The organism is Streptomyces sp. NPDC006140 (assembly GCF_040628815.1).
In the GTDB taxonomy this organism is placed as follows: domain Bacteria; phylum Actinomycetota; class Actinomycetes; order Streptomycetales; family Streptomycetaceae; genus Streptomyces.
Genome location: NZ_JBEXTS010000002.1, coordinates 462,580 through 486,008, shown reverse-complemented (window position 1 = coordinate 486,008; position 23,429 = coordinate 462,580). Strand labels below are relative to the sequence as shown.

General features: G+C 71.1%; 23 protein-coding genes. 5 read left to right on the top strand and 18 right to left on the bottom strand.

Annotated elements, in window-relative coordinates:
* Genes ABZ386_RS07450 through ABZ386_RS07440 form a run of 3 tightly spaced genes read right to left on the bottom strand, consistent with a single transcriptional unit; the run spans position 1 to position 2,872 of the window.
* Positions 1–885, bottom strand: a complete 885-nt coding sequence (locus tag ABZ386_RS07450; protein ID WP_351336617.1) for an ABC transporter ATP-binding protein — start codon at positions 883–885, stop codon at positions 1–3.
* The gene (locus ABZ386_RS07445) at positions 875–1,867 is read right to left on the bottom strand and encodes a branched-chain amino acid ABC transporter permease (RefSeq protein ID WP_114250464.1); all 993 of its coding nucleotides are present in this window, start codon (positions 1,865–1,867) and stop codon (positions 875–877) included. The genes ABZ386_RS07450 and ABZ386_RS07445 overlap by 11 nt, the downstream gene beginning before the upstream one ends.
* Positions 1,868–1,876: 9 nt before the next feature.
* On the bottom strand, positions 1,877–2,872 hold the full coding sequence (locus tag ABZ386_RS07440; RefSeq protein WP_355723836.1) for a branched-chain amino acid ABC transporter permease: 996 nt from the start codon (positions 2,870–2,872) through the stop codon (positions 1,877–1,879).
* Positions 2,873–2,986: 114 nt separating this feature from the next.
* Between ABZ386_RS07440 and ABZ386_RS07435 the strand changes: the two genes are divergently transcribed.
* Together ABZ386_RS07435 and ABZ386_RS07430 are read left to right on the top strand one after the other, a co-directional pair.
* Positions 2,987–3,898 carry a class I SAM-dependent methyltransferase gene (locus ABZ386_RS07435; RefSeq protein WP_358964100.1) on the top strand — a complete coding sequence of 304 codons (912 nt, stop codon included), beginning with the start codon at positions 2,987–2,989 and terminating at the stop codon, positions 3,896–3,898.
* 65 nt (positions 3,899–3,963) lie between these two features.
* Positions 3,964–4,248: a DUF6332 family protein gene (locus ABZ386_RS07430; RefSeq protein WP_358964097.1), complete on the top strand. Its 285-nt coding sequence runs from the start codon at positions 3,964–3,966 to the stop codon at positions 4,246–4,248.
* Here the strand turns inward: ABZ386_RS07430 and ABZ386_RS07425 are convergent.
* From ABZ386_RS07425 to ABZ386_RS07415, 3 genes are all read right to left on the bottom strand, one after another.
* Complete coding sequence (locus ABZ386_RS07425; RefSeq protein WP_358964095.1) at positions 4,209–4,874, bottom strand: response regulator transcription factor; 666 nt, start codon at positions 4,872–4,874, stop codon at positions 4,209–4,211. The genes ABZ386_RS07430 and ABZ386_RS07425 overlap by 40 nt on opposite strands.
* Positions 4,875–4,903: 29 nt before the next feature.
* On the bottom strand, positions 4,904–6,127 hold the full coding sequence (locus ABZ386_RS07420) for a sensor histidine kinase (RefSeq protein WP_358964092.1): 1,224 nt from the start codon (positions 6,125–6,127) through the stop codon (positions 4,904–4,906).
* 99 nt (positions 6,128–6,226) lie between these two features.
* A complete protein-coding gene (locus ABZ386_RS07415; RefSeq protein WP_358964089.1) occupies positions 6,227–6,937 on the bottom strand; it encodes a TetR/AcrR family transcriptional regulator in 711 nt (236 codons plus the stop codon).
* 171 nt (positions 6,938–7,108) lie between these two features.
* Here ABZ386_RS07415 and ABZ386_RS07410 point away from each other — a divergent pair, with 171 nt between their 5' ends.
* Complete coding sequence (locus tag ABZ386_RS07410; RefSeq protein WP_355720570.1) at positions 7,109–7,558, top strand: nitroreductase family deazaflavin-dependent oxidoreductase; 450 nt, start codon at positions 7,109–7,111, stop codon at positions 7,556–7,558.
* On the opposite strand, the gene ABZ386_RS07405 is transcribed toward ABZ386_RS07410, so the two are convergent.
* Positions 7,542–8,783 (bottom strand): geranylgeranyl reductase family protein, encoded by a 1,242-nt coding sequence (locus ABZ386_RS07405; protein ID WP_351336636.1) that lies wholly within the window; start codon positions 8,781–8,783, stop codon positions 7,542–7,544. The two genes, ABZ386_RS07410 and ABZ386_RS07405, sit on opposite strands and share 17 nt — an antisense overlap.
* Positions 8,784–8,916: 133 nt before the next feature.
* Between ABZ386_RS07405 and ABZ386_RS07400 the strand changes: the two genes are divergently transcribed.
* Both ABZ386_RS07400 and ABZ386_RS07395 read left to right on the top strand, forming a co-directional pair.
* Positions 8,917–10,272, top strand: coding sequence for a dipeptidase (locus ABZ386_RS07400; protein WP_351336639.1), 1,356 nt, complete (start codon positions 8,917–8,919; stop codon positions 10,270–10,272).
* A 61-nt stretch (positions 10,273–10,333) separates the two neighbouring features.
* Positions 10,334–11,107 carry an MBL fold metallo-hydrolase gene (locus ABZ386_RS07395; protein WP_355720575.1) on the top strand — a complete coding sequence of 258 codons (774 nt, stop codon included), beginning with the start codon at positions 10,334–10,336 and terminating at the stop codon, positions 11,105–11,107.
* Here ABZ386_RS07395 and ABZ386_RS07390 read toward each other — a convergent pair.
* The 11 genes from ABZ386_RS07390 to ABZ386_RS07340 all read right to left on the bottom strand — a co-directional run bounded on the left by ABZ386_RS07390 (position 11,065) and on the right by ABZ386_RS07340 (position 23,382).
* Positions 11,065–12,285, bottom strand: a complete 1,221-nt coding sequence (locus ABZ386_RS07390; protein ID WP_358964085.1) for an aromatic ring-hydroxylating dioxygenase subunit alpha — start codon at positions 12,283–12,285, stop codon at positions 11,065–11,067. The genes ABZ386_RS07395 and ABZ386_RS07390 overlap by 43 nt on opposite strands.
* Before the next feature lie 165 nt (positions 12,286–12,450).
* Positions 12,451–13,536, bottom strand: a complete 1,086-nt coding sequence (locus ABZ386_RS07385) for a dipeptide ABC transporter ATP-binding protein (protein ID WP_351336647.1) — start codon at positions 13,534–13,536, stop codon at positions 12,451–12,453.
* A 26-nt stretch (positions 13,537–13,562) separates the two neighbouring features.
* Positions 13,563–14,663, bottom strand: a complete 1,101-nt coding sequence (locus ABZ386_RS07380) for an ABC transporter ATP-binding protein (protein ID WP_351336650.1) — start codon at positions 14,661–14,663, stop codon at positions 13,563–13,565.
* A 27-nt stretch (positions 14,664–14,690) separates the two neighbouring features.
* Positions 14,691–15,683 (bottom strand): ABC transporter permease, encoded by a 993-nt coding sequence (locus ABZ386_RS07375; protein ID WP_351336652.1) that lies wholly within the window; start codon positions 15,681–15,683, stop codon positions 14,691–14,693.
* Between the two features lie 79 nt (positions 15,684–15,762).
* Positions 15,763–17,439, bottom strand: coding sequence for an ABC transporter substrate-binding protein (locus tag ABZ386_RS07370; protein ID WP_351336655.1), 1,677 nt, complete (start codon positions 17,437–17,439; stop codon positions 15,763–15,765).
* Positions 17,440–17,515: 76 nt separating this feature from the next.
* The gene (locus tag ABZ386_RS07365; protein WP_114250482.1) at positions 17,516–18,547 is read right to left on the bottom strand and encodes an ABC transporter permease; all 1,032 of its coding nucleotides are present in this window, start codon (positions 18,545–18,547) and stop codon (positions 17,516–17,518) included.
* A 307-nt stretch (positions 18,548–18,854) separates the two neighbouring features.
* Positions 18,855–19,898, bottom strand: coding sequence for an NUDIX domain-containing protein (locus ABZ386_RS07360; RefSeq protein WP_355720585.1), 1,044 nt, complete (start codon positions 19,896–19,898; stop codon positions 18,855–18,857).
* 146 nt (positions 19,899–20,044) lie between these two features.
* Entirely contained in the window at positions 20,045–20,245 is a 201-nt protein-coding gene (locus tag ABZ386_RS07355) for a hypothetical protein (RefSeq protein ID WP_351336663.1), read from the bottom strand.
* A gap of 66 nt (positions 20,246–20,311) precedes the next feature.
* The gene (locus ABZ386_RS07350) at positions 20,312–20,548 is read right to left on the bottom strand and encodes a hypothetical protein (protein ID WP_351336666.1); all 237 of its coding nucleotides are present in this window, start codon (positions 20,546–20,548) and stop codon (positions 20,312–20,314) included.
* Between the two features lie 50 nt (positions 20,549–20,598).
* Complete coding sequence (locus tag ABZ386_RS07345; protein WP_351336669.1) at positions 20,599–20,874, bottom strand: hypothetical protein; 276 nt, start codon at positions 20,872–20,874, stop codon at positions 20,599–20,601.
* A gap of 111 nt (positions 20,875–20,985) precedes the next feature.
* Positions 20,986–23,382, bottom strand: coding sequence for an excinuclease ABC subunit UvrA (locus ABZ386_RS07340; protein ID WP_358964082.1), 2,397 nt, complete (start codon positions 23,380–23,382; stop codon positions 20,986–20,988).
* Between the last annotated feature and the right edge of the window lie 47 nt (positions 23,383–23,429).

The window sequence follows — 23,429 nt, the reverse complement described above, 5'->3', positions numbered from 1 at the left end:
CTACTCCTCCTTCCCCTCCCCCTCCCCCTTCTCCTCGGCCGCCCCCGGCTCGTCGTGCCGCCTGCCCAGGTAGGCGTCCACGACGGCGGCGTTCCGGCCGATGGTGTGCGGTGGGCCCTCGGCCACCAGGTGCCCGTCGGCCATGACGGCCACCCAGTCGCTGATGCCCATGACGACGTCCATGTCGTGCTCGACGAAGCAGACCGTCAGCCCCTCGTCGCGCAGCTGCGTGATGTGTCCGAGCAGCGACTGGGTCAGCGCGGGGTTCACCCCGGCCATCGGCTCGTCGAGCAGGAGCATGACCGGCCGGGTCATCAACGCACGGGCCAGTTCCAGCAGTTTGCGCTGCCCCCCGGAGAGCGTGCCGGCGTGGTCGTCGCGCAGGGGCGCGAGCCGGAACCGGTCCAGCAGTTCGTCGGCCCGGCGCTCCGTCTCCCGTTCCTGTCCGCGCCACAGCGGTCGCAGCAGCGCGGGCAGCATCCGCTCGCCGCGTTGCCCGGGCGCGGCGAGCAGCAGGTTCTCCAGCACCGTGAGCCGGGCGAGCGCCCTGGAGAGCTGGAACGTACGGACCAGTCCCCGCCGCGCCACGCGGTGCGCCGGGGAGCCGGTGAGCGGCTGTCCGTCGAACGACCACCGTCCGCCGTCGGCCCGGTCGAAGCCGCTCACCACGTTGAACAGCGTGGTCTTTCCGGCGCCGTTGGGCCCGATGAGTGCCGTGATGGCCCCGCGCTGCACCTCCAGGTGCTCGACCCGCACGGCGGTCAGGCCGCCGAAGGTGCGGGTCACCTGGTCCAGCACCAGCAGGGGATCGGGCTTGCGCACCCCCGGCTCGGGCCGGATCGCGGAGAGCCGGTCCGGTGCGGGCACGAGCGGGTCAGCGGCCACTGAGCAGCATCTCCTTCCGGCTGCCGAGGATGCCCTGCGGCCGGAACGCGACCAGCAGCATCAGGGCGACCCCGACCAGGGCGAAGCGCACCGCCCCGACCTCCGAGGTGCTGATGAGGTCCGGCGAGATGTACTCGGCGTCGATGGCCTGGCGGAGCGCGCTGTCGAGGAAGCTGAGGACGAACCAGAACAGGACCGCGCCCACGACCGGCCCGAGGATCCGCCCAGCGCCGCCGAGGACGAGCAGCGTGTACAGGAAGAACGTGACGCCCGGGTCGTAGTTGTCCGGGTTCACGGACTGCACCTGGATCGCCTGCGTCATGCCCGCGACCGCCCCGATGACGCCGCCGAGCACGAGGCTCTGCATCTTGTACGCGTAGACGTTCTTGCCGAGGCTGCGGGCGGCGACCTCGTCCTCGCGGATCGACCGGACGACACGGCCCCAGGGACTGTGGATCAGCAGGGCGAGCAGCCCTCCGACCACGATCACCAGCGCCCATCCGACGATCATCACCCAGAGGTCGCGGGAGCCGAACCGCACGAGCCACACGCCGTAGGTGCCGGGCTCGATGGGGTTGAGCGCGTAGAAGTCGTTCGCGAACCGCTGCAGCCCGAACACCCCGCCGGTGACCGGCTCGGCCCAGCTGGAGCGGTAGAACAGCCGGAGCGTCTCCCCCGCGGCGATGGTGGTGATCGCGAGGTAGTCGGCGCGCAGCCGCAGGGTGGGCAGGCCGAGGAGCAGGGCCAGCACGATCGCGCAGGCGATCCCGCCGAGGACGCCGAGCCACATCGGACCGTCGTACGTCGACACCGTGATGGCGAGCCCGTAGCCGCCGACCAGCATGAACCCGACCTGGCCGAAGTTCAGCAGGCCCGTGTAGCCGAAGTGCAGGTTGAGCCCCATCGCGGCGAGGGCGTAGACGGCGGCGATGGGGCCGATCCCCGAGCGCAGGGCGTCGGCGACGATGGCGGAGAAGTCCATGGCGCCCCCTCACCCCACGCGTTCGGCGCGGCCGAGGATCCCCTGCGGCCGGACGAGGAGGACGAGGATGAGGACCAGCAGCGCCCAGGCGTACTGCAGGTCGACCGGGAACCACAGGGTCGACATCTGGGCGACGATCCCGATGACGAGGCTGCCGGCCATCGCGCCGTAGGCGGAGCCGAGGCCGCCCAGGATGATCCCCGCGAACATGAGCAGCAGGAGCTTGAAGCCCATGTCCCAGGTGACGATCTCCACCAGGCCGAAGAAGACCCCGCCGAGCGCGGCCAGAGCGCCGGCGAGCATCCACACGAACAGCACCACCCGCTGCACGTCGATGCCCGACGCCTCCGCGAGGTCACGGTTGGCGGCGACGGCCCGCACGGCCGTGCCGATGCGCGTCTTCTGCAGGAGTGCGGCGATGCCGAGCAGCACCAGCACGGAGAGCAGGGTGACGGTGAGGTCCCGCGGGGTGATGCCGGCCGGGCCGAGGTCGATCGTGCTCTGGATGTCGTACTGGGCGTAGGAGGCGGGCCGGGTGCCGTAGAGCACGAGGACGACGTGGCGCAGCAGCAGCGAGAGCCCGATGGTGACGATGAACATGTTGATCAGCCCGGTGCCCCGGGCCCGCAGCGGGCGCCAGATGCCGCGCTCGACCGCTCCGCCCAGCAGGGCGCCGAAGGCCACCGCGGCGAGGGCGGCGGGAATGAGGTGCCAGCCCGGACCGGCCGCGGAGACGTTGAGGAAGAACGCGAAGGTGGCGCCGATCGTCACGAACTCACCGTGCGCGAAGTTGATGAGGTGGATGGTGCCGAAGATCAGCGAGAGCCCGACCGAGGTGATCGCGATGATCACTCCGAACTGGACACCGTCGATCAGCGCCTGCAGAGCGCGCGCGGCGAACGTGGGGCCGCGCGGCACTTCCTCGCCCCGGGCCCGCGGGGAGAGCGCGGGCAGCGTCACGAGGACCAGGGCGAGGGCCGGCACGAGCATCCGCTGATAGCGCACGGTGGTTCCGGTACGTCACGAACGTCCCTTATGGGGTCAGTGTAGGCGCAGGTCCGCGCGGTGAGAGGGGTAGTGGTAGCGGTGTGGGGGCGGCTGGGGAACGGAGGCTGCGGGATGGGTGACGGCCGGGACCTGGCGAGTGCGTACAACGACGACAGCGTGCTCTTCCGGGTGCTGCGGCACCTCGGCTGGGACAGCCTGGCCGACATCGGCTACTTCACGCTGCCCACCCTGCCGTTCGTGGTGCTGACCGGGCCGGTGCCCTTCCAGCGCCGACTGGCCCGCCGGTCGCTGGCGTTGCTTGACGCCCGGCCCGGACAGCTCGTCCTGGACGCGGGATGCGGTCGCGGCGCCACGACGGCGCGGTTGGGCGCCGCGGGATGCCGGGCGCTGGGGGTGGACGTCCAGCCCGCGCAGATCGACCAGGCGCGTCGCCGCTTCGGTGGCCTTCCCGGTGTGCGTTTCGCCGTCGCCGACGCCACGGCCCTGCCGCCGCGGGCTGCGGAGATCCCGCTGACGGATGGCTCCTTCGACCGCGTGCACTGCCTGGAGGCCGCCTTCCACTTCGGCCATGAGGGCCGCAGGTCGTTCCTGAACGAAAGCTTCCGGCTGCTCCGCCCCGGAGGCCGGCTCGTCCTGGTGGATGTCACGTCCCGTACGGATCAGCCGATCGGGGCCCTCGACCCGACGGGCCTCGTCCGCGCGACGTGGCGTTTCGACGACCTCGAACCGTGCGAGCGGTACCCGCGGACGGCGTCCGCCGCCGGCTTCACCACGCGCCGGATCCTCGACTGGACCACCCCCGTGCTCCACCGGGCGGCCGGACTCTGCGCCCTGTTCGTCGGCGCCGCGTCCACCCGGGCCGGCCGACGGGCCCTGTGCGTGCGGTGGCCCGGCCTGAGGACACTCGACGCGCGGGACTGGGACGAGGTCATCGCCGTCGTCCGGGCCCACCGGGCCATCGGGCGCGCCACCCGCTACACGGCGTACGTCCTGGACAAGCCCGCAGCCGGCGTCGCCGCCTAGATGTGCTGTCCGGACAGCACACCTAGTCGCTTGCCCGCCGGTCGCCGTCCTGTTTGACTCGCCGTATGACTCATCACGGGGGACGGCGCACGCAGGCCGAACGGGACGCGATCACCGTCGAGATCGGCTACGCGCTGTGCAGTGCGGCCTTCGCCGCTGCGGTCGTCTTCGGGGCCGTGGCCGGCCCCGCGCTCCTCTTCGACCTGCCGGACACGCCGGAGAGCCTGCTGCTGCGCGTCGGGATGGTGCTCGCGCCCGTCCTCTTCGCCGTCCGGGTGGTCAGTGTGCTGGTCCGGTTCCGGTCGGCGGCTCAGCCCAGCCAGCCCGGCCGTACCAGCCCCGACTCGTAGGCGAGGACGACCAGTTGGGCCCGGTCGCGGGCGCCGAGCTTCACCATCGTGCGGCTGACGTGGGTCTTGGCGGTGAGCGGGCTGACGACCAGTCGGCGGGCGATCTCCTCGTTGGACAGGCCGATGCCGACCAGGGCCATCACCTCCCGCTCCCGCTCGGTGAGCCGGGCCAGCGCGTCGGCCGCCGCCGGTTCCTTGGAGCGGGCCGCGAACTCGGCGATCAGCCGCCGCGTCACGCCGGGCGAGAGCAGCGCGTCCCCCGCCACCACCGCCCGTACCGCGCGCAGGAGTTCGTCCGGCTCGGTGTCCTTGACCAGGAAGCCGGAGGCGCCCGAGCGGATCGCCTCGAAGACGTACTCGTCGAGCTCGAAGGTGGTGAGCATGACCACCTTGACGTCCTTCAGGGCCGGGTCCTCGGTGATCCGCCGGGTCGCGGCCAGGCCGTCGAGCGCGGGCATGCGGATGTCCATCAGGACGACGTCCGGCCGCAGTTCGCGGACCCGGCGCACGGCCTCCTCCCCGTCGGCGCCCTCGGCGGCCACCTCGATGTCCGGCTGCGCGTCGAGCAGCGCCCGGAACCCAGCCCGGACCAGTGACTGGTCGTCGGCGAGCAGTACACGGATCACCGGTTCTCCTCCAGCGGGTCTGGTTCGGCTCACGTGTCGGCCGAAGGCGTCAGCGGCAGTACGGCGAGCACCCGGAAGCCGCCGTCCGGGCGGGGTCCGGCCTCGATCGTGCCACCCAGCGCGGCGGCCCGCTCCCGCATCCCGGCCAGCCCGTTGCCGCTGCCGCCCGCGTCCGTGCCGGTCGCGGGCCCGTCGTCGTCGACGCGCAGCCGCAGCGCGCCCGCGTCGTGGGCGAGGCGCACGCGCGCGTGCCGCGACCCGGAGTGCCGTACGACGTTGGTCAGGGCCTCCTGGACGATCCGGAAGGCGGCGAGGTCCGTGCCGGGCGCGAGCCGGGGCGGTTCCCCCTCGACGTCCACCGTGAGGCCGGCGCTCGCCGCCTGCTCCACCAGCTCGGGCAGCCGGTCGAGCCCGGGCGCGGGGGCGCGGGGGGCGGCACCGGGGGCGCGCAGCGTGTCGAGCACCTGGCGGACCTCGCCGAGCGCCTCCTTGCTCTTGTCCTTGATGGTGGTGAGCGCCGTACGGGCCTGCTCGGGGTCGGAGTCCAGGAGGGCGAGACCGACACCCGCCTGCACGTTGATCACGGAGATGCTGTGCGCGAGGACGTCGTGCAGCTCCCGCGCGATCCGCAGCCGCTCCTCGTCGGCCCGCCGCCGCGCGGCCTCGGCCCGCTCGGCCCGCTCGCGGGCCCACTGCTCGCGCCGGACCCGGAACAGCTCCGACACCGCCGCGACCGCCACCACCCAGGTCGCGACGACGATCTGCTCGCCCCAGGGGGCGGCGGAGTCCCCCGAGGGCGGCAGCCACGCGTACAGCCAGTGCCCCATCAGCACGTGCCCGGCCCACAGCGCCGCCATCGCGCCCCACGCCGCCCACCGGTGTCCGGCGACGATCGCGCTGAAGCACGCCAGTGCGACGGTGAACAGCACCGGCCCGTACGGATACCCGGCCCCGAAGTAGACCAGGACGGCACCCGCGGTACCGAACACCACGGCCACCGGGTACCGCTTCCGCCACAGCAGCAGCACGCCGGCCACGAGCAGGAGCACGCGCGCGGAGGGGTCCAGGTCCACCCGCTCGCCCTGCTGGCCGTGCGCGGCGAAAGTGGACCCGGCCAGGACGAACACCGTGACGACGACGGTGGACCGCCAAGGCCACCGGGGCGCACGCTCCCCCTCCCCCCACCGGTCCCCCCACGGCGGCCCGTGCCGCCACCCCTGCGGCGACCCGCCCCGCACCCACTGCTCGTCCATACCGGCCACGCTAGACGCCGCCCGGCGACGAGGGCGTCACCCCGGCGTGGTGATCACGCGTACTCCACGGGGAGTACGGCAGCCGTCGACGCGTCGGCGCTAGGCGGCCGGCCCCCGCTGCGGATACACCAGCCCCACCCCCTGGGCGAGTTGCCCCGCCGCGTGTCGGAAGAACGTCTCGCGGTCCTCCACCACCCGGTTGAACTGTCCGAACAGCTCGAAGCCGACCAGTCCGTACAGCTGGGCCCAGGCCGCGACGAGGGCCGTCACCGTTTCGGGCGGGAGGTCCGGCGCGAGGTCGGCGGCCATCCGCTCGGCCTCGGGACGCAGTTCGGCGGGCAGGGAGGGCCGGGCCAGACCGAGGCCGCGGTAGGCGTCGCGCAGGATGCCGATGAGGAGGTTGCCGACCCGGGCGGCGGCCGGGACGGTGGTCTCGGGCGCGGTGTAGCCGGGGACGGGCGAGCCGTAGATGAGGGCGTACTCGTGCGGACGGGCGAGCGCCCAGGCGCGCACGGCCTCGCAGACGGTGATCCAGCGCTGTCGAGGGCCGGATTCGGCTGCCGCGCGGTGGGCCGCCTCGGCGCTCTCGCCGAGGGAGTCGTAGGCGTCGATGATGAGCGCGGTCAGCAGGTCGTCACGGCTGGGGAAGTAGCGGTACAGCGCGGAGGAGACCATGCCGAGCTCGCGGGCCACGGCACGCAGGGAGAGCTTGGCGGCGCTCTCGGCGGCGAGCTGTCTGCGGGCCTCGTCCTTGATGGCCGCGGTGACTTCGATCCTGGCCCGGGCGCGGGCGCCGTGTGCGGTGCTCATGCGGGGCAGTGTGCCATGAAAGCAGAGCGGTGCACACAAACGAGAGCGCCAGACACAAGCGAGAGCACTGCTCTTGCTTTGGAGCAGCAGTCTCGTGCAGACTGGCACCAGCCAAGCGAGAGCAGTGCTCACAAAAGAGAGCACCGCTCCATCCACTCTCAGGGGGACCCCATGTCCACACACGTCCAGAAGCCCGGCTGGCTCACGGTCAACGTCTTCAACCGCTTCGTGGCCTGGCTGACCCGCCGCGGCGTCAGCGTCTGGGGCTCCCGCGTCCTCGCCGTCCGCGGCCGCAAGAGCGGCCAGTGGCGTACCACTCCGGTCAACCTGCTCACCCTCGACGGCCGGCAGTACCTGGTCGCGCCCCGCGGTCACGTCCAGTGGACGCACAACATGCGCGCCGCGGGCGGCGGCGAACTGCACCTCGGCAAGCGCGTGGACCCGTTCACCGCGACGGAGGTGGCCGACGACGACAAGGCCCCGATCCTGCGCGCCTACCTCAAGCGCTGGAAGGCGGAGGTCGGGGTCTTCTTCAACGGCGTGGGCCCCGACTCCCCGGACGCCGAGCTGCGCCGCATCGCCCCCGACCACCCGGTCTTCGAGATCACTCCGACGGGCTGACCTCGTCGACGGTCACCGGACGGCGGTCCAGGGCGGTCAGGGCCTTCTGGGCCATCGGGTGCGTGCGGACGATCTCGCCCAGCGACGTCGAGCCCTGGGTGATCTCCTTGAACGCCTTCCAGGCCGGCCGGAAGCCCGTCAGCGCCGCGTGGAACAGGCCGGGGCGGCGCTCGAACACGGTCAGCAGCCGCTTGCCGACGCTCATCTCCACGCCCAGCCCGGCCTTGACCGCGAACGCGTAGTTGAGGGCCTGCCGGCGCGTGTCCACGGCGTCGTGCGCCTCGGCGATCCGCACCGCCCACTCCCCCGCGAGCCGCCCCGAGCGCAGCGCGAAGGAGATGCCCTCGCGGGTCCACGGCTCCAGCAGCCCCGCCGCGTCACCGCACACCAGCACCCGCCCGCGCGACAGCGGCGAGTCGTCGGCCCGGCAGCGGGTCAGGTGCCCGGAGGAGATGCTCGGTTCGAAGCCCGCCAGGCCCAGCCGCCCGATGAACTCCTCCAAGTACCGCTTCGTCGCGGCGCCTTCACCGCGCGCCGAGATCACCCCGACCGTCAGGGTGTCGCCCTTGGGGAAGACCCAGCCGTAACTGCCGGGCATCGGGCCCCAGTCGATGAGCACCCGCCCCTTCCAGTCCTCGGCGACCGTGTCCGGCACCGGGATCTCCGCCTCCAGGCCGAGATCCACCTGCTCGACCTTGACCCCGACGTGGGCACCTATGCGGCTGGCGCTGCCGTCCGCCCCGACCACGGCCCGCGCCAGCACGACCTCGCCGCCCTGCAGGACGACCGCCACCGTGCGCCGGTCCGGCACCGCGGAGCCGTGCTGCTCGACCCGCTGGACCGTGACCCCCGTACGCAGCTCGGCGCCCGCCTTCTGCGCGTGCTCGACGAGCTGCTGGTCGAACTCGGGCCGGTTGATCAGCCCGAACAGCATCTGCCGGGACCGGCGCGTGCGCGTGAAGCGGCCGTTGTTGGAGAACGTCACCGCGTGCACCCGGTCCCTGAGGGGCAGCTCGAAGCCGGGCGGCAGCGAGTCGCGGGAGGGGCCGATGATGCCGCCGCCGCACGTCTTGTACCGCGGCAGCTCCGCCTTCTCCAGCAACAGCACGCGTCTCCCGGCGACCGCCGCCGCGTACGCGGCCGAAGCGCCCGCCGGTCCCGCGCCCACCACGACGACGTCCCACACCTGCCGCACGTCGTCCGCCGAAGAGTTCTCGCTGCTCACGATGGTCTACTGCTCCGATCAAGCCGCCTGCCGCTGCTACCTCCCGCATCCTACGGCCGACCCGGTCACAGGCCGCTGTGGGAGGATCTACGGCACTCACCGCTACAACGTCGCACCCACAAGGAGCGTGCCCATGTCGCCCAATCCGGTCGCCGAGACCGTCGCCTCGCTGATGCCCAGGGCGAAGCAGGAGCTCACCGAACTGGTGGCCTTCCGGTCGGTGGCCGACTTCGAGCAGTTCCCGAGGAGCGAGAGCGAGGGCGCCGCCCGCTGGGTCGCGGACGCGTTGACCGCCGAGGGCTTCCAGGACGTGGCGCTGCTCGACACCCCCGACGGCACGCAGTCGGTCTACGGCTACCTGCCCGGCCCGGCGGGCGCGAAGACCGTCCTGCTCTACGCCCACTACGACGTGCAGCCGCCGCTGGACGAGGCCGGCTGGACGACCCCGCCGTTCGAGCTGACCGAGCGGGACGGGCGCTGGTACGGGCGCGGGACCGCCGACTGCAAGGGCGGTCTGATCATGCATCTGCTGGCGCTGCGCGCGCTGAAGGCGAACGGCGGCGTGCCGGTCCACGTGAAGGTGATCGCCGAGGGCTCGGAGGAGATGGGCACGGGCGGCCTGGAACGGTACGCCGAGGAACACCCGCGCCTGCTGGAGGCGGACACGATCGTCATCGGCGACGCGGGCAACTTCCGGGTCGGTCTGCCGACGGTCACCTCGACCCTGCGGGGCATGACGATGCTGCGGGTGAGCGTCGACACGCTCGCGGGCAATCTGCACTCGGGCCAGTTCGGCGGTGCCGCGCCGGACGCCCTGGCCGCCCTGATCCGCGTCCTGGACTCGCTGCGCGCCGAGGACGGTTCGACGACCGTCGACGGGCTCACCGCCGACGCGGCCTGGGACGGACTGCAGTACGACGAGGAGCAGTTCCGGCGGGACGCCAAGGTGCTGGACGGCGTCGAGCTGATCGGGTCGGGGACGGTCGCCGACCGCATCTGGGCGCGCCCGGCCGTGACCGTGCTCGGCATCGACTGCCCGCCCGTCGTCGGCGCCACCCCGTCGGTGCAGGCGAGCGCCCGTGCACTGGTCAGCCTGCGGGTGCCGCCGGGTGTGGACGCCGCCGAGGCGACCAAGCTGCTCCAGGCCCACCTGGAGGCGCACACGCCGTGGGGCGCGCGGGTCAGCACCGAGCAGATCGGCCAGGGCCAGGCCTTCCGCGCCGACACCACCAGCCCGGCGTACCAGGCCATGGCGGACGCGATGGCGGTGGCGTACCCGGGGCAGGAGATGCAGTACGCCGGGCAGGGCGGCTCGATCCCGCTGTGCAACACCCTCGCCGCCCTGTACCCGCGGGCGGAGATCCTGCTCATCGGGCTGAGCGAGCCGGAGGCACAGATCCACGCGGTGAACGAGAGCGTGTCGCCCGAGGAGCTGGAGCGGCTGTCGGTGGCGGAGGCGCTGTTCCTGCGGAACTACGCGGCGGGCTGACCGCTCTGCTCTCGGCAGAAGGCCCTCGTCCTCGGGCGGGGGCCTTCTCTACGGTCGTCCCATGGACGTCGTCGCGCTCCTCCCCCGCCTCCATCTCCTGCGCTTCCCGGTCGGCCAGGCCTACCTCTGGCGTGACGGCGACGCGTGGACGCTGATCGACGCCGGCCCCGCGGGCTCCGGGGCGGCGATCGCCGAGGCGGTGACCGCGCTGGGTTCGGATCCCCGGGCCGTGCGGCGGATCGTGCTCACGCACTTCCACGAGGACCACGTGGGCGGGGCGGGCGAGTTCGTCGCGCTCAGTGGGGCCGAGGTGCTGGCGCACCGGCTGGACGCGCCGTTCGTGCGGGGTGAACTCCCGGGGCCGGAGCCCCTGTTCGAGGACTGGGAGCGGCCGCTGCACGAGCAGGCGCGGCGGCTGCTGCCGCAGGGCGGCTTCGTCCGGCCAAAGGAGGTGACGGAGCTGAGCGGCGGCGAGGTGCTGGAGGTGGGCGGCGGGGCGCACGTCGTCCATGTGCCGGGGCACACGCGGGGCAGCATCGCGCTCCATCTCCCGCGGCACGGCGTGCTGTTCACGGGTGACACGGTCGCGGCGTCACCCGTGGACGGCTCGGTGATCCCCGGCGTGTTCAACCTCGATCGCGGCCAGGTCCTCGCCGCCTGCGGGCGGCTGGCGGACCTCGGCGCGGACGTGGCCTGCTTCGGTCACGGCGATCCGGTGACGGCCGGGGCGTCCCGCGCACTGCGCAACGCGGCGCGCGGGCATCACTGCGATGCGGGCCACGACGCGGTCGGTCACGGCACCGGCGTACGGTCGACGAGGCGGTCGGCGAGATAACGCTGGAACTGCCACAGGGGACGCTCCAGGTGCGAGAAGCGCCCGCCCGACGGCCCCGGATCGGTGGCCAGTCCCCGCTGCACTCCTCGGATGGCCACCAGATCCTCGCTCTGGATGGTCTCCAGCTGCTGACGCGCGGCGGCCACGTAGGCGTCGAATCCCGGCTTGTCCCGGACCTCGGCCGGCACGAGCACCGTGAAGTGGGCGTCGTGGGTGCCCGGGCCCGTGGGGATCTGCCGCAGGAAGGTCACGCTGTCCGGCAGGAGGGCCATCGCCAGGTGGGGAAAGACACCCGCGATCGTCATCCCTGACAGTTCGCGCTCTCCGAGCCCGGGGATCAGGGTGCCTACCGCCCCCGGCGCGCCGTCCCCGGCCGCTTCCGCCGTCGTCGCCGCCTCCGCCAGGGCGTCCGCGGCGAAGGGCGTGTACATGGTGAACCAGCGCCCGTCGCACTCGTCGACGACGGTGTCCCTGCCCGGCAGCAACGGCTCCAGGGTGGCCGCGTGGCTCCCCATGTGGTGGTAGTTCTCCGAGCCGTTCTCCAGTCCCACCTTCCAGTTCGCGGGGATGTTCTCCCAGCCGGCGGTGTAGGCCACGATCAGATCCGCCAGCCGGTAGGGGGCCAGCCTGTCCGTCAGCCCGTCGAGCTGCGGGCCCAGCGCCGGTGCCTCGGGATCGGCGCAGATCATGATCAGGCCGTTCCACACCTCCAGGCGGTACCTGGGGAGCCGGCACGCCGCACGGTCGAAGTCCACCTTGCCCATCAGGGGCGCGCCGGCCAGCTGCCCGGCGTACTCGCCGTTCAGCCGGTACGTCCACGTGTGGTACGGGCACGTCAGCCGCTTCAGGGACCCTTGCTCGGGCGTGGTCTCCGCAGGGAGCACGTCCATGAACCGGTGGCGGCACACGCGGGACAGCGCGTGCAGCTCGCCGTCCTCGTCACGCGTGATGACCAGCGGTTCGCCCAGCACATCGGTGCGCAGGTAGTCGCCGGGCCGGGCGACCTGGTCCACGTGGCCGGCGCACAGCCAGTCGGCGCGGAAAATGTGCTCCCGCTCCAGGCGGTAGAAGTCCTCGCTGGTGTAAGCCCGGGCCGGGAGCGTTTCACCGCGCTCCAGCGGAAGCGCCGCGATGCGTGTCAGCTCGTCGAGGAGGGAATCGAGTTCTCGGTGCGGCATCGTGCCACCACCTTTCTGCAGGCTCCCTTCATGGTTCGCCCCGAGCCCTCGACAGCGGATCGCCGCGACGGTTGATATCCGAGTAGTCCTTTCGTATGAGACACCGACGTCTCATGATTCATAAGATCCGTTCAGATGAGACGTCCATGTCTCATTCGGCAGGCCCTAGCCGAGCGCCGGGTCCAGGACGATGTCCTCCTCGCGGGCCGCGACCGTCGGCTCCTCGGGGAAGTGGCAGGCGGTCAGATGGCCCGAGGGGCTGCCCTCGACGCGCACGAGCGGGGGCTCCTCGGCGGCGCACTTGTCCTGGGCCTTCCAGCAGCGGGTGCGGAAGCGGCAGCCGGAGGGCGGGTCGATCGGTGAGGGCACGTCCCCGGCCAGCCGGATGCGCTCGCGCCGCTCGACGGCGTCCGGGTCGGCCTCGGGCACGGCGGACAGCAGGGCGTGCGTGTAGGGGTGCCGCGGCCGGGTGTAGAGGGACTCCCGGTCGGCGACCTCGACGATCTTGCCCAGGTACATCACGGCGACGCGTTCGGAGAAGTGCCGTACGACGGCGAGGTCGTGCGCGATGAAGAGGAAGGCGATGCCGAACTCCCGCTGGAGGTCCTGGAGCAGGTTGACGACCTGCGCCTGGATGGAGACGTCCAGCGCGGAGACGGGTTCGTCGGCGACGATCAGCTTCGGCCGCAGGGCGAGGGCGCGGGCGATGCCGATGCGCTGGCGCTGGCCGCCGGAGAACTCGTTCGGGTAGCGGTTGTAGTGCTCGGGGTTGAGGCCGACCGTCTCCAGCAGTTCCTGGGCGCGCTTCTTGTGGCCCTGGGGCGGGTTGATGCCGTTGAGCCGCATCGGCGTCTCGATGATGGTGCCGACGGTGTGCCGGGGGTTCAGCGAGGAGTACGGGTCCTGGAAGATCATCTGGAGGCTCCGGCGGGCCTCCTGCATCCGCCCCGGGGGCTGGTGCGTGATGTCCTGGCCGTCGAACACCACGGATCCGCCGGTGGGTTCGAGCAGCCGGGTGATCAGGCGGCCCGTGGTGGACTTGCCGCAGCCCGACTCGCCGACCAGGCCCAGTGACTCGCCGGCCCCGACCGAGAAGTCGATGCCGTCGACGGCGCGGACGGCCCCGATCTGCCGCTGGAAGATGATGCCCTGCCGGATGGGGAAGTGCTTCTGCAGACCGCGTACGTCGAGGAGGTTCTCGCCGCTCGGGCGGTCGGTGCTGTGCCCGGTGCGGGGCTCGGTGGTGCTCACGGCATGCTCCCTTTCGTCCGCCGCCGTCACTGCGCGGCCCGGTCGGTTCCGGCGCGGCGCTCGTCCGGGCCCGTTCCGCCGCGGATCTCCTGCTTGGCCTCGTCGGCGAGGTGGCAGGCGGCGAGGTGCCGTTCGCTGCCGGAGACGAGGCGCAGCTCGGGCCGTTCCACCGTGCACCGCCCTTCCGGGACCCAGCCCTTGTAGGCGCAGCGCGGGTGGAAGGCGCAGCCCTCGGGCAGGTTGATCAGGCTGGGCGGCGTGCCCGGGATCGGGTTGAGCCGCTCCCCGACGTCGCCGGTGAGGTGCGGCATGGACTGCAACAGGCCCCAGGTGTAGGGGTGCTGGGGGTCCTTGAGGACGTCCCGGGTGGTGCCGTACTCGATGCGGCGGCCGCCGTACATCACCAGGATGTCGTCGGCGACGTCGGCGACCACGCCGAGGTCGTGGGTGATGATGACGACGGCGGAGCCGAACTCCTCCTGGAGGTCGCCGATGAGGTCGAGGATCTGCGCCTGGACGGTGACGTCCAGGGCGGTGGTGGGCTCGTCGGCGATGAGCAGGGCGGGGTCGCAGACCAGGGACATGGCGATCATGGCGCGCTGGCGCATGCCGCCGGAGAACTGGTGGGGGTAGTCCCGGACCCGGCGTTCGGGCTGCGGGATGCCGACCCGCTTGAGCATCTCCACCGCGCGGTCCTTGGCCTCCTTCTTGGAGACCTGGTGGTGCACGCGGTAGGCCTCGGCGATCTGGGAGCCGACGGTGAAGAAGGGGTGCAGCGCGGAGAGCGGGTCCTGGAAGATCATGGAGACCGTGCGGCCGCGCAGCTCGCGCATCTCGGCCTCGGGCAGGGCGACGAGCTCCTTGCCCTCCAGCCAGATCTCGCCGCCGACCTGGGCGCGGGTGCCCTTGTGCAGTCCGAGCAGGGCCAGTGAGGTCACCGACTTGCCGGAGCCGGACTCGCCGACGATGCCGAGGGTGCGGCCCTTCTCCAGGGTGAAGGAGACGCCGTCGACGGACTTGACGAGGCCGTCCTCGGTGGGGAAGTGCACCCTGAGGTCGCGTACGTCGAGGAAGGGGGCGGGCGCGGGCGCGAGGTCCGCGGGCTGCGGTGAGGTCTGAACGGACACGGGTGTTCCTAAGGACGAAAGAAGGGCTCAGGCGAGGCGCACGCGCGGGTCGACGAGGCCGTACACCAGGTCGACGACGACGTTGGCGATGACGACGAACGTCGCGGCGAAGAGCGTGGTGCCGAGGATGACCGGCAGGTCGGAGTTCTGGACGGAGTCGACGGCGAGCTTGCCGATGCCGTTGATGCCGAACACCGACTCGGTGATGACCGCGGAGCCGCCGATCAGGGAGCCGACGTCCATGCCGAAGATGGTGATGATCGGGGTGATGGCGGCCCGCAGCCCGTGCTTGAGGACGACCTTGGAGGCGGACAGGCCCTTGGCGCGGGCGGTGCGCATGTAGTCCTCGGCGAAGACCTCCAGCATGGAGGAGCGGGTGAGCCGGGTGTACATCGCGAGGTAGACGATGACGAGGGTGGTCCACGGCAGGATCAGCCCCTGGAACCAGCCGACCGGGTCCTCGGTGATCGAGGTGTAGCCGGAGGTCGGCAGGATCTGGAACTTGTCGACGAACACGTACAGCAGGAGCAGACCGATGAAGTAGATCTGCACCGACACACCGAACAGGGCGAGTCCGACCGCCGCCTTGTCCGCGGCCCTGCCCCTGCGCACCGCCGCCACGGTGCCGAGGCCGACGCCCAGGATCAGGAAGGCCACGGCGGCGCCGAGCCCGAGGGAGAGGTCCGCCGGGAAGTCCTGGAGCAGGGTGGTCAGCACGGGGGTGTCGGTCTGGAAGGAGACGCCGAGGCAGGGCGCCCCGCAGTGGATGCGCACGCTCTGGTCGCCGAAGTCACGGCCGACGAAGAGCCCCTTGAAGAACTCCCAGTACTGCGTCAGGTAGCTCTGGTCCAGGCCCAGGGAGTGCTTGATCTCCGCGAGGCGGGAGGGCGAGCAGGTCTTGCCGCAGGCCAGGAGCGCGGGGTCGGACGGCAGGGCGAAGAAGATGAAGAAGGTGATCGTGGTGATCACCAGCATGATCAGGGCCGCCGCCAGAAGGCGTCTGATGAGGTAACGAAACATGGGGTGCCGGGACCTGACGTGAGTGGGATGCCCGCCGGCGGCCGGGGCCGCCGGCGGGGGTGGAGAGGCGACGCGTCCGTCAGTGCTTGATGTAGACGTGGACGAGGCTCGGCTCGGCCACGATCGAGTCGGGGATGACCCCGCCGACCTTGGAGCCGGACATCTCGGTGAAGTTCATGTACATCAGCGGGACCACGGCGGCGTCCTTCAGGACCTGCCGGTCGATCTGTCCGTAGGTGGCGTTGCGCTGCTGGACGTCCGAGAGCTTGGCGGCCTTGTCGATCAGCGCGTTGACCTTCGGGTCGTTCAGGTACGACAGGTCCTGGTTGGCCTGCGGGTTCTTCTTGATCAGCCGGCCGTCGAAGAGGGTGGGCAGCACCGTGGAGGCGTTCGGCCAGTCGGCGATCCAGTCGCCCCAGGTCAGGTCGTACTGGTTCTTCGTGTTGTTGACGGTGCTGAAGTAGTTCGACGCGTCGATCGGGGAGATGTTGACGTGGATGCCGATGCGCTCCAGCGCGGTCTTCACCGCGTCGGCGAAGTGCTCATGGGTGGGAGTGTTCTCCACCGCGATCGACATCGTCAGCTTCGGATTGCCCGCCTGCTTCATCAGGGCCTTGGCCTGGGCGAGGTTGCCGGCCGGGTTGGCGCTGTACAGGTTGAACTTCTGGTAGCCGCCGATGCCGGGGCTCAGCATGGTGGTGGCGTAGTCGCCGTACGCCGAGCCGCCGAAGGCGCCGCGGACCGTGGTCTTGTCGATGGCGTACTCGATCGCCTGGCGCACCCGGAGGTCCTTGACGCGGGTGGTGTTGATCGCCAGGTAGTTGATGCCGGGTGCGGGAATCTTGTAGTAACGGCCCTTGAGGGACGGGTCGTTGGCCATCTGGGCCAGGTCGGATCCGGCGATCGGCCACTGCTGGATCGAGGTCTGGGCGGTGCCGGCGTCGGCCTTGAGCTGCTGGTCGATGGCCGACTCGTCCTGGCCGAACTTGACGTCCATCCCGTCGACGTTCTGCTGCCGGATCGGGTCGGTCGACTGCGACCAGTGCGGGTTCCGGGTGAGGACGAGTTCCTTGTTCTTCGTGTACGACTTGATCATGTACGGGCCGTCCGACCAGACCTTGGTGTCATAGGTCGAGCCGGTGTCATGGGCCTTGGGCACGGCGGACCAGCCGGGCATCGCGGTGGTCTCGTTGAAGTCGGCCACCGGCTGGTTCAGGTGGAAGACGATGGTGTACTTGTCCGGCGTCTGGATGGAGCCGAGTTCCTTGCCCTGGTAGGGGCCCTTGTAGTCGGAGCCGCCGACGAGCCACTGCGCCGCGTAGGGCGGGCCGCCGTTGATGTCGGAGGAGAAGCCCCGCTCCACGCCGTACTTGACGTCCTGTGCGGTGACCTCGGTGCCGTCCTGGTACTTGACGCCGTGCCGCAGGTGGAAGGTCCACACTGTGGCATCCTTGCTCGGCGTGCCGGTGTCGGTGGCCAGATCGCCGACCAGCTTCGGCTTCGGGCCGGTCTCCTCCCAGCCCGTGAGGGTCCGGACGATCTCCTGGTCCATGCTCTGGCCCTCGGTCGTGTAGACGCGCTGGGGGTCCAGGTGGTCGAAGTCGGCCTTGTCCAGGATGGTCAGGGTGCCGCCCTTGCCGGGGGCGCCGCTGCCGCTGCTGCCGGAGGACCCTCCGCATGCGGTGGCCCCCAGGGCGATCATCACGGCGGAGGCCGTGAGAGCGACCGTGCGCGATCTGCGCGTGTTGCGCGTCATTGAGGAAACTCCGTTCTGGCTACGGGCTCGGCGGCCGTTCGTGGGGCCGCCGGGTCGATACTCGGGGGGTGGCTTGTCAGCCGCGCCGGGCGCGGGGGTCCAGGGCGTCCCGGACGCCGTCCCCGAGGAGGTTGAGCGCCAGGACCAGGACGAGGAGCAGGACGCCCGGCACGAAGAGGTACGTCGGGTCCTGGAGGAAGAACTGGGAGGCGTCCGACAGCAGCGCTCCCCAGTCGGGGTTGGGCGGGATCACGCCGACACCCAGGTACGACAGGGCCGCCTCGGTGGTGATGTTCTGCGGGACGGCGAGCGCGAAGGAGATCAGGATCGGCGCCCAGAGGTTGGGCAGCAGCTGCCGGAAGAGGATGTGCCGCCGGCCGGCGCTCATCAGCCGCGCGGCGTCGACGAACTCCCGCTCGCGCAGCGACAGGACCTGTCCGCGCACCAGCCGGGCGGTGTACGCCCAGGCGAAGACGGCGATGTTGAGGACGAGGACGAGCAGCCGGAGGTTCTCGTCGGTGCCGCCGTGGCTGTTGGTCTGCAGCGCGTTCTGGATCACGGGGGTCAGCGCGATGATGAACAGCAGCTGCGGGAACGCCAGCATCACGTCCATGATCCGGGACAGCAGGGAGTCGACCCAGCCGCCGAAGTACCCGGCCGCGAGGCCCGCCACGACCCCGACGGCGGTGGACAGCACGGCCGAGGCGAATCCCACGTAGAGGGAGGTGCGCAGGCCGTAGACGATCCGGGCGAACAGGTCGTAGCCCGTGCCCGGTTCGACGCCGAGCAGGTGCTGGGCGCTGATGCCGCCCAGCGATCCGTAGGGGAAGTTGCCCGTGTCCGGGTTGATCGCCTTGTTGTCGGGGGTGATCGGTCCCCAGCCGGTCACCGCGGTGAGGACCGGCGCGAGCAGGGCGACGGCGATGAACAGGAGGGTGACCACCAGAGCGGTCATGGTGACCTTGTCCCGCCTGATCCGCCGCCAGGCCATCCGGGCCGGCGAGCGGCCGGCGACGACCGTGCCGCCGGGTCTGGGGTCCTGCGTCGACGGCTCGGTCAGCAGCGCGGTGCCGCCGCCGGTGTCGACCGGCTGGTGTTGCGTGGTCATCGTACGGACATCCCGGATCTGCCCCTGGGGCAAGGAAAATTGGGTGGCGGTCGTAACTTCCGCCGTGAGACTCTGCGGACTTTCGCAACGCCGTGCGAGTCCGGTCAAGCCGAGCAGGGGCCAGAAAAGGGACTGTTTGCGGTCATGGAACAGTGTTGACGCAAGTGGGGAGTGTGATTACCCGCTGCATGGAGGAATGCGGGAGATTCCTTGGGAATCGATTGGCCCTGGGTCCGGCGGCATTTCCTTTTGCTTTTCCCTCGGAATCCCCCGGGCCGGGTAAAGGGCGCGGGCCGGCAGCTCGCCGTCAGCCGAGCGGAACCCCGGCTTCCAGGTAGAACGCGGCTCCGCGTTCCCGCGCCCGCAGCGCCCAGCGCAGTCGCTCGTAGCGCACGGGCGGCAGCAGTTCGGCGGCCTCCTCCTCGGTGACGAACCGCCAGTCGCGCAGCTCGGGGCCGGGCAGCAGCAGCCGTTCGGCCTCCGCGGAGGCGAGGAGACCGCCGTCGAAGAGGAGCCGCAGTCCGCCGAACCCGGGGGGCGCGGGCCGCTCCCAGTCGACGACGAGCAGACTGGGCACTTCCTCGAGGTGAATGCCGGTCTCCTCGGCGACCTCCCGCATCCCGGCCCGCGCGGGCGCCTCTCCGGGCTCGACGACCCCGCCGGGGAACTCCCAGCCGGGCTTGTAGGTGGGGTCGACCAGGAGCACCCGGTCCTGTTCGTCGAAGAGGAGCACCCCGGCCGCGAGCGTCTCGGCGGTGGGCTCGGGCGTCTGCACGATGTCGCAGACGGGCACGGCACCGCTGTTGACGGCCTCGGCGATGCGGGCGGCGGTCTGGTACGGCGTGAGGTCGCTGGTGTCCACGGGGTGGGCATCGGCGGTGAGCCAGGAGGCGAGGGCGGCCCGGTACGGCTCGATGTGGTCGAAGGACCACCGGCGTATTCGCATCTCACCGTCGGGGAGGTCGGGTGGCACCTCGCGGCCGGCTATGCGCTCCCGCAGTATCGTTTCGGCCGGAGCGAGCAGGATGTGGCTGACCGGAATCCTGCGCGCGGCCAGTCCGCCGAAGATCTCGTCGCGGTACTCCTGGCGCAGCAGGGTCATGGGGACCACCAGGGTCCCGCCGAGCTCGGCGAGCATCGCCGCCGCCGTGTCGATCACGAGGCGTCGCCAGATCGGCAGGTCCTGGAAGTCGCCGACCTCGGCGAGGTGTTTGGGCGGCAGCAGGTGGGCTAGCGCGCCGCCGATGACCTCCGGGTCGAAGAGCGTGCTGTTCGGGATCAGTTCGATCAGCTCCCGTGCGGTGGTGGTCTTCCCCGCACCGAACGCGCCGTTGATCCAGACGACGGTCACAGGTCCCCCTCTTCTGTTGGCCCCCTGAGGCTTGCCCGCTTCACCCTGCCACGAAAACCAGCCGCAGTTGAGGGCGCATGACGACGGCGCCGGCGCCCCCCTCACGCGGGGAGCGCCGGCGCCGTGGGCCGGGGCCGGGCGGCTCGTCAGCCCTTCTCCTTCTCCTGGCTGCCGTCCTCCCGGTCCAGGGACAGGCTGTCCTTGGCGACCGTCTCGTCGAGCGTCTTGAGGGTGTCGTCCACGCTGAGAGTGCCGAGGCTCTCCCCGAGGGCGTGGGACGGGGTGACCGCCGCGACGACGAAGCCGGTGGCGAGGGAGGCGATGGCGAGCATGCTGCGCTTCTTCATGCCCGGCACAACGGCCCGAGGCGCTGTGGGGTCACGCAGCGGCGTACGACCGGGCGAGGAAATACCTCAGGCCGGGTCGCCGTCCGGTTCGGTGCCCCAGGTGCCGGGGCCGCCGCCCCGCCACTCGATCAGCCCGGACGCCGCCACGTACGCCTCGTCCGCGTCCTCGATTCCCGCCCGCCGCAGGAATTCGGCGATGTCCAGCAGTCCGTAGGCGATGCCGAGGAACTGGTCGTCCACACGGACCCGCCTGCCGCCGTCCGCGGCAGGCGGGTAGACCACGACGGGTTTCACGGACGCCATGGCATCAGGGTCCGCGAAGACGGCGCCGGGCGCTCGTCGGGGTGGGCCGTTCAGCCGGCTTTCTTCGTCTGCCGGAATTCGTGGACGTCGGCCGTGAGGGTGCCGTCGTGCTGTTCGTAGTGGGACAGCGCGAGGCCGAGGCCGAAGAAGGTGGGTGCCCATTCGCCGACGAAGATGCCCCAGCGGTCGGCACGGGCGAGTCCGGTGCCGGGTTCCATCTTCAGGGAGCCCATCCAGGCGACGACGCTGAAGCCGACGGACGCCATGGCGGCCATGTAGGCGTGCTCGCTGCGGACGCCCATTTCGTGCATCTTCTTGATGATCATCAGCGGCTCCGTTCCGAGGGGGGTGGTTCAGGGACGGAGTGCCCTCGGAGCGTGTCGCTATTCACACTTTTCGCCCTTTATGTCCGACCCGGTGTGCGGGTTGCCGCCGCCTCAGGCGCCCACGTAGGCGGCGAGGTGCTCCCCGGTCAGTGTGGAGCGGGCCGCGACGAGGTCGGCCGGGGTGCCCTCGAAGACGATCCGGCCGCCGTCGTGACCGGCGCCGGGGCCGAGGTCGATGATCCAGTCGGCGTGCGCCATGACCGCCTGGTGGTGCTCGATGACGACGACCGACTTGCCGGAGTCGACGAGCCGGTCCAGCAGGCCGAGCAGCTGCTCGACGTCCGCGAGGTGGAGGCCGGTGGTCGGCTCGTCGAGGAGGTAGATCCCGCCCTTGTCGCCCATGTGCGTGGCCAGCTTCAGCCGCTGCCGCTCACCGCCGGACAGCGTCGTGAGCGGCTGACCGAGGGTGAGGTAACCGAGGCCGACGTCCGCGAGCCGCTCCAGGATCCGGTGCGCGGCCGGGGTGCGCGCCTCACCGGTGCCGAAGAACTCCTCGGCCTCCGTCACCGACATCGCCAGGACCTCGCTGATGTCGCGGCCGCCGAGGTGGTACTCCAGCACCGAGGCCTGGAACCGCTTCCCCTCGCAGTCCTCGCAGGGGGTGTCGACGCCGGCCATCATGCCCAGGTCGACGTAGACGACGCCGGCGCCGTTGCAGGTGGGGCAGGCGCCCTCGGAGTTGGCGCTGAACAGGGCCGGCTTCACGCCGTTGGCCTTGGCGAACGCCTTGCGGACCGGTTCGAGCAGCCCGGTGTAGGTGGCGGGATTGCTCCGCCGCGACCCCTTGATCGGGCTCTGGTCCACCGAGACCACGCCCGCGTCGGCGGGGATCGATCCGTGCAGCAGCGAACTCTTGCCGGAGCCGGCGACTCCGGTGACGACGGTGAGCACCCCGAGCGGCACGTCGACGTCGACGGCCTGGAGGTTGTTGGCGGACGCGCCCCGGATCTCCAGTGCGCCGGTGGGCTTGCGGACCGTCTCCTTGAGGACGGCCCGGTCGTCCAGGTGACGGCCGGTGACGGTGCCGCTCCCCCGCAGTCCCTCGACCGTGCCCTCGAAGCAGACCGTGCCGCCCGCCGTGCCGGCGCCCGGGCCGAGGTCGACGACGTGGTCGGCGACCGCGATCGTCTCCGGCTTGTGCTCCACGACGAGCACCGTGTTGCCCTTGTCCCGCAGCCGCAGCAGCAGGTCGTTCATGCGCTGGATGTCGTGCGGGTGCAGGCCGATGGTGGGCTCGTCGAAGACGTACGTGACGTCGGTGAGCGAGGAGCCGAGGTGGCGGATCATCTTCACGCGCTGCGCCTCGCCGCCCGAGAGCGTGCCCGCCGGCCGGTCGAGCGACAGGTAGCCGAGGCCGATCTCCACGAACGAGTCGAGCGTGCCCTGCAACGCGGTGAGCAGGGGGGCCACCGACGGCTCCGTCAGACCCCGGACCCACTCGGCCAGGTCCCGGATCTCCATGGCACAGACGTCGGCGATGCTGATCTTGTCGATCTTCGACGACCGGGCCGCCGCCGTCAGCCGGGTGCCGTCGCACTCGGGGCAGGTGGTGAAGGTGACCGCCCGCTCCACGAACGCCCGGATGTGCGGCTGCATCGCCTCCTTGTCCTTGGACAGGAACGACTTCTGGATCTTGGGGATGAGCCCCTCGTAGGTGAGGTTGGCGCCGTTGACCTTGACCTTGGTCGGCTCGCCGTAGAGGAAGTCCTGCATCTCCTTCTTGGTGAACCGGCGGATCGGCTTGTGCGGGTCGAGGAAGCCGGACTGGGCGTAGACGCCCACGGTCCAGACGTTGTCCGCCTTCCAGCCGGGGATGGTGAAGGCGCCCTCGGCGATCGACTTGGAGTCGTCGTAGAGCTGGGTGAGGTCGATGTCGGAGACCTTGCCGCGGCCCTCGCAGCGGGTGCACATGCCGCCGGTGCGGGAGAAGGTCGCCTTGACCGTCCTGGTCTTGTCCGCACCGCGCTCGACCCTGATCCCGCCGCTCGCGCTGACCGAGGCGGTGTTGAAGGAGTACGCGCTGGGCGGGCCGATGTGCGGCTCGCCGAGCCGGCTGAAGAGGATGCGCAGCATCGCGTTGGCGTCGGTGGCGGTGCCGACCGTGGAGCGCGGGTCGCCGCCCATCCGCTGCTGGTCGACGGCGATCGCGGTGGTCAGCCCGTCGAGCACGTCGACGTCGGGACGGGCCAGGTTCGGCATGAACCCCTGCAGGAAGGCGCTGTAGGTCTCGTTGATCAGCCGCTGCGACTCCGCCGCGATCGTGTCGAACACCAGGGAGCTCTTGCCCGAGCCGGAGACGCCGGTGAACACCGTCAGCCGGCGCTTCGGGATCTCGATGCTGACGTCCTTGAGGTTGTTCTCGCGCGCGCCGTGCACGCGGATCACGTCATGGCTGTCGGCGACGTGCGGCCCGGGCGACTGTCTGTCCGCCGTCGTGGCCTGGCTCATCGTGTCTCCATCTTTCGGGCGGGGCTGCCGCGCTCGGACGATCTCGT

Excerpts from the sequence above, each read along its gene's own strand:
- ABZ386_RS07345 (WP_351336669.1), bottom strand. The coding sequence starts at position 20,874 with ATGATCATCAAGAAGATGCACGAAATGGGCGTCCGCAGCGAGCACGCC.
- ABZ386_RS07365 (WP_114250482.1), bottom strand. The coding sequence starts at position 18,547 with ATGACCACGCAACACCAGCCGGTCGACACCGGCGGCGGCACCGCGCTG.
- ABZ386_RS07435 (WP_358964100.1), top strand. The coding sequence starts at position 2,987 with ATGGGTGACGGCCGGGACCTGGCGAGTGCGTACAACGACGACAGCGTG.
- ABZ386_RS07350 (WP_351336666.1), bottom strand. The coding sequence starts at position 20,548 with ATGGCGTCCGTGAAACCCGTCGTGGTCTACCCGCCTGCCGCGGACGGC.
- ABZ386_RS07400 (WP_351336639.1), top strand. The coding sequence starts at position 8,917 with ATGTCGCCCAATCCGGTCGCCGAGACCGTCGCCTCGCTGATGCCCAGG.
- ABZ386_RS07375 (WP_351336652.1), bottom strand. The coding sequence starts at position 15,683 with ATGTTTCGTTACCTCATCAGACGCCTTCTGGCGGCGGCCCTGATCATG.
- ABZ386_RS07430 (WP_358964097.1), top strand. The coding sequence starts at position 3,964 with ATGACTCATCACGGGGGACGGCGCACGCAGGCCGAACGGGACGCGATC.
- ABZ386_RS07415 (WP_358964089.1), bottom strand. The coding sequence starts at position 6,937 with ATGAGCACCGCACACGGCGCCCGCGCCCGGGCCAGGATCGAAGTCACC.
- ABZ386_RS07355 (WP_351336663.1), bottom strand. The coding sequence starts at position 20,245 with ATGAAGAAGCGCAGCATGCTCGCCATCGCCTCCCTCGCCACCGGCTTC.
- ABZ386_RS07395 (WP_355720575.1), top strand. The coding sequence starts at position 10,334 with ATGGACGTCGTCGCGCTCCTCCCCCGCCTCCATCTCCTGCGCTTCCCG.
- ABZ386_RS07410 (WP_355720570.1), top strand. The coding sequence starts at position 7,109 with ATGTCCACACACGTCCAGAAGCCCGGCTGGCTCACGGTCAACGTCTTC.
- ABZ386_RS07420 (WP_358964092.1), bottom strand. The coding sequence starts at position 6,127 with ATGGACGAGCAGTGGGTGCGGGGCGGGTCGCCGCAGGGGTGGCGGCAC.
- ABZ386_RS07445 (WP_114250464.1), bottom strand. The coding sequence starts at position 1,867 with ATGGACTTCTCCGCCATCGTCGCCGACGCCCTGCGCTCGGGGATCGGC.
- ABZ386_RS07390 (WP_358964085.1), bottom strand. The coding sequence starts at position 12,285 with ATGCCGCACCGAGAACTCGATTCCCTCCTCGACGAGCTGACACGCATC.
- ABZ386_RS07370 (WP_351336655.1), bottom strand. The coding sequence starts at position 17,439 with ATGACGCGCAACACGCGCAGATCGCGCACGGTCGCTCTCACGGCCTCC.
- ABZ386_RS07340 (WP_358964082.1), bottom strand. The coding sequence starts at position 23,382 with ATGAGCCAGGCCACGACGGCGGACAGACAGTCGCCCGGGCCGCACGTC.